General features: G+C 57.1%; 4 protein-coding genes. 2 read left to right on the top strand and 2 right to left on the bottom strand.

All coding sequences use genetic code 11. The features are described from left to right. Positions 1-268: PilZ domain-containing protein (locus tag QNK41_RS16715; protein ID WP_319258968.1), on the top strand; the 268-nt coding region annotated here is incomplete at its 5' end. Positions 269-430: 162 nt separating this feature from the next. Here the strand turns inward: QNK41_RS16715 and QNK41_RS16710 are convergent. After that, complete coding sequence (locus tag QNK41_RS16710) at positions 431-571, bottom strand: hypothetical protein (protein ID WP_319258966.1); 141 nt, start codon at positions 569-571, stop codon at positions 431-433. Between the two features lie 69 nt (positions 572-640). Continuing rightward, a complete protein-coding gene (locus QNK41_RS16705) occupies positions 641-1,210 on the bottom strand; it encodes a hypothetical protein (RefSeq protein ID WP_319258964.1) in 570 nt (189 codons plus the stop codon). Positions 1,211-1,507: 297 nt separating this feature from the next. On the opposite strand from QNK41_RS16705, the gene hrpA reads away from it, so the two are divergent. Then, the coding region (hrpA, locus tag QNK41_RS16700) for an ATP-dependent RNA helicase HrpA (protein WP_319258962.1) at positions 1,508-3,607 on the top strand (2,100 nt) is incomplete at its 3' end.

Genomic DNA, 3,607 nt, shown 5'->3' with positions numbered 1-3,607 from the left:
ATACACCGTCAGGGAGGGGGCGTTCCGGGAAATCATCAAGAATATTGGTGCCACAGGGGTTTTTATCAAGACCTGGCGGCGAATTGCCGAGGGCCAGCCCATTGAACTCAAATTTCCGGTTTTCGAATTCGAAAATCAGCTTCAGGTCACAGGAAGGGTGGTTCGCAGCAGTCAGAAGGGGTTTTCAGTGGTGTTCGATCAGCCGATTGACGGGTTGATCTGCAAGGAGGGGCATTTCCCCGAAATTGTACATGAAAGCGATCGCTGAACCCAGAAGGCCCGGAATGATTCAGAGCGTTACCCGTATGGTTACTGTCAAACCTTTAAAAAACCGGGGCTGAAACGCGACAGCGAGTGGATTCCCCGCGGCTTGCCGCGGGGAATCGCCAATCGAAATTCGAACCCAGATATACATGTTTCCGGAAGGCCGCTACTTATTGGTGCGCCCCTGGTTGGTCTGGCCCTTTCCCTTGCTCCCGTCATGCCGATTTTGATTTTTATCCCCACCGGCATAAGCAACCGTTGAACAGATCAGCAATACAGCCATAATGAACCCTGCCATTTTTTTCATTTTTACCTCCTTTAAGGTGATTGGTTGCTATTATAACGAAGGAAAATGAAAAAAGTTACATTGGGACCTTTAGTAATGCAAAATGGCTTTTGCTTTATACCCGCTTATCCGTTTTATACCTTTGGGCAATTCATACCAGTCGCCGATACCTGACGATTCTGTCCGGTAAACCAATGCCGCCGTGTGGATAACGAAGTCCAGAACCTGCGGATTAATGGGTTGGCCGTTGAGCTGCAGGGAGATCAGATCGATACGGGCCGCCCCATCCCGGGACAGAAAAACGCCCTTGAAATCAAAATCCAGATTGTCGCCCAGCAGGGTGTCCAGGTTGAGCCGCTGTGCATCAAACCGGATTTTGCCGTGGACGTGATTGTGATCCAGCAGTTTCACCGTCAGGCTGTCGCAAACCGGCTCCTTCTCTTGTGCCAGACGATAGGCGATGTATGCGTTGAGCTCTGTCTCGGTCACTTCAGCGCTAAGCTCCTGCGTGTCGGACCGGGAGGGGTGCTCGGCGATGACTCTGAGGATGTGCCTGACCGTGAGCGCATCTTTGGTGGCCTGATCGATGGCGCCAATCAGAAGCACGGCACAAGCCAATACGGCAATCAATCCACGCCAGTCCCAATAGTTCCTTCTCATCTCTTTGGTTGTCAACCTCCGTGTATGGTTAAATTCAGCCTCGATGCCAGGCGCAGCACCAGCAGCGCCAACTCGATGACCAGTTTAGCAGATCCCGCGAACCGGTACAATTGAAGATTCCGTATGGCGCGATAGCGGTTCAGAACCGCAGGGGATGACCAATTTGCCGAAAAGCGCCGGCAAAAAGGGTTGTAATCCTTTTTGGTCATGGTAGAAGCCAACCCAAATCCTATTTTTGAGAGGGCTTCTATAAATGGGCGCCACGAGTCCGGTGAACGCAGACGAACAGGACCATCTGTGACCGACAACCAAAAACAAATTGACCAACTCCGAAACCTGCTTAAAAAGGCCATGCACAGCGACGCCGTTGTCCTGCGCCGTGAGCTTGACCGGTTGGTGCGGTCTCGGAAAAAGATGGCCGACGCGGAGATGGCTCGACGCCTGAACGGTCTGGCGCAGAAAATCCGTGACGCCGTTGCCAGAAGGCAGCGGCGCCGTGAAGGGGTCCCCCGGTTTCAGGATCTGACCCATCTGCCGATCACCGCTGCAAAGGCAGCGATCATCGACAGCATCCGCAATCATCCGGTGACCATCATCTCTGGTGAGACCGGATCGGGAAAAACCACTCAGATCCCCAAATTTTGCCTGGCTGCCGGGCGGGGCATCAGCGGCAAGATTGCCTGCACCCAGCCACGGCGCATTGCCGCCACCACGGTGGCCGCCCGCATCGCCGAGGAGCTGAGAGAGGATCTCGGACGATCGGTGGGCTACAAGATCCGCTTTCAGGACAAGAGCAGCCCCGATGCATACATCAAGGTGGTTACCGACGGTATTCTGCTGGCGGAAACCCAGGGCGATCCCTGGCTCAACGAATACGATACGATTATCGTCGACGAGGCCCACGAACGCAGCCTGAACATCGACTTTGTGCTGGGCATCCTGAAACAGCTGGTCCACAAACGAAGGAACCTGAAGCTGATCATTACCTCCGCCACCATCGACACCGAGAAGTTCTCCAAAGCGTTCGACGATGCACCGGTGATAGAGGTGTCCGGGCGGCTTTATCCGGTGGAGACACGCTATTTCTATCCGGATGCTGGTCCGGAAGACAAAGAGGACCGCACGCCCGTCGAGTTGGCGGCAACCGCCGTGGATGGACTGATGGCGCGCCGCACCCGGGGGGACATCCTGATCTTCATGCCCACCGAGCAGGATATCCGGGAGACCTGTGAGACCTTGGGGGGGCGCCAATTTACGAGAACCGTGATCCTGCCGCTGTTTGCCCGGCTAAGTGCCGGGGAGCAGCGCAAGGTTTTCGCCGGTACGGCAGCCCGTAAGATCATCGTGGCCACTAACGTGGCCGAGACATCCATCACCATTCCGGGGATCAAGTATGTGGTGGACACGGGCCTGGCGCGCATCTCCCAGTATGTTCCCCGGTCCCGGACCACCTCGTTGCCGGTGGTGCCAATTTCCAGGAGCAGCGCCGATCAGCGCAAAGGGCGCTGCGGGCGCGTGGCCAACGGGGTGTGCATTCGCCTCTATACCGAGGAGGACTACGCCAACCGGCCCCTGTTCACCCAGCCGGAGATCCTGCGGTCCAACCTGGCCGAGGTCATCCTGCGCATGATCGCGCTGAAACTCGGAAATATCGCCGATTTCCCATTCATCGACCGGCCGGCTGAAAAGAGCATCCAGGACGGGTTCGACCTGCTGCTCGAACTGGGTGCCATCTTTCGCCCGGAAGTGACTCGCAGCGGCGCCGGGGTATACCGGTTGACGGAAAACGGCCGCACCATGGCCCGACTGCCCATCGACCCACGCCTCTCGCGAATGCTCATCGAAGCCCGCAAGGAAGGCTGCCTGGGCCCTGTTGTCATCCTTGCCGCCGCCCTCAGCATCCAGGATGTGCGCGAGCGGCCGCTGGACAAAGAGGCCCTGGCCGACCAGGCCCACCGCCAGTTTGTGGATCCGCTTTCCGACTTCGTCACCGTGCTCAACATCTGGCACGCGATCCATGACAGTAGCGGCCGGCCCGGCAGCATGAACGAATTGAAAAAGTTCTGCCGGCGGCATTTCCTCTCCTTTCGCCGCATTCGCGAATGGCGGGATATTCACGGCCAGATCAAGGCCGCGCTGAAGGAGCAGCGGTTCGGTGCCGTGGAGGCCAACGGCAAGGCCTTAAATGATCTGCCGGTGGGCGGCCAGGCTGACGACGGGTCGTTCCATCCCCTGTATGCCGCCATTCACCGCGCCATCCTGAGCGGGTTTTTATCCAACATTGCCATGCAAAAAGAAAAGGTGTTCTACCGGGCATCCAAGGATCGTGAAGTGATGCTTTTCCCCGGTTCGGGCCTGTTCAAGAATCCGGGCAACTGGATCGTGGCGGCGGAGATG

This window comes from Desulfosarcina sp. (genome assembly GCF_033791525.1).
In the GTDB taxonomy this organism is placed as follows: Bacteria; Desulfobacterota; Desulfobacteria; order Desulfobacterales; family Desulfosarcinaceae; genus Desulfosarcina.
Note: the sequence above shows the minus strand (reverse complement) of the source record. Positions and strands in the feature narration are given on the sequence as shown.

What these genes read in the sequence shown, in the direction of transcription:
- QNK41_RS16710 (WP_319258966.1), bottom strand. Translation starts at nt 571, where the DNA reads ATGAAAAAAATGGCAGGGTTCATTATGGCTGTATTGCTGATCTGTTCA.
- QNK41_RS16705 (WP_319258964.1), bottom strand. Translation starts at nt 1,210, where the DNA reads ATGAGAAGGAACTATTGGGACTGGCGTGGATTGATTGCCGTATTGGCT.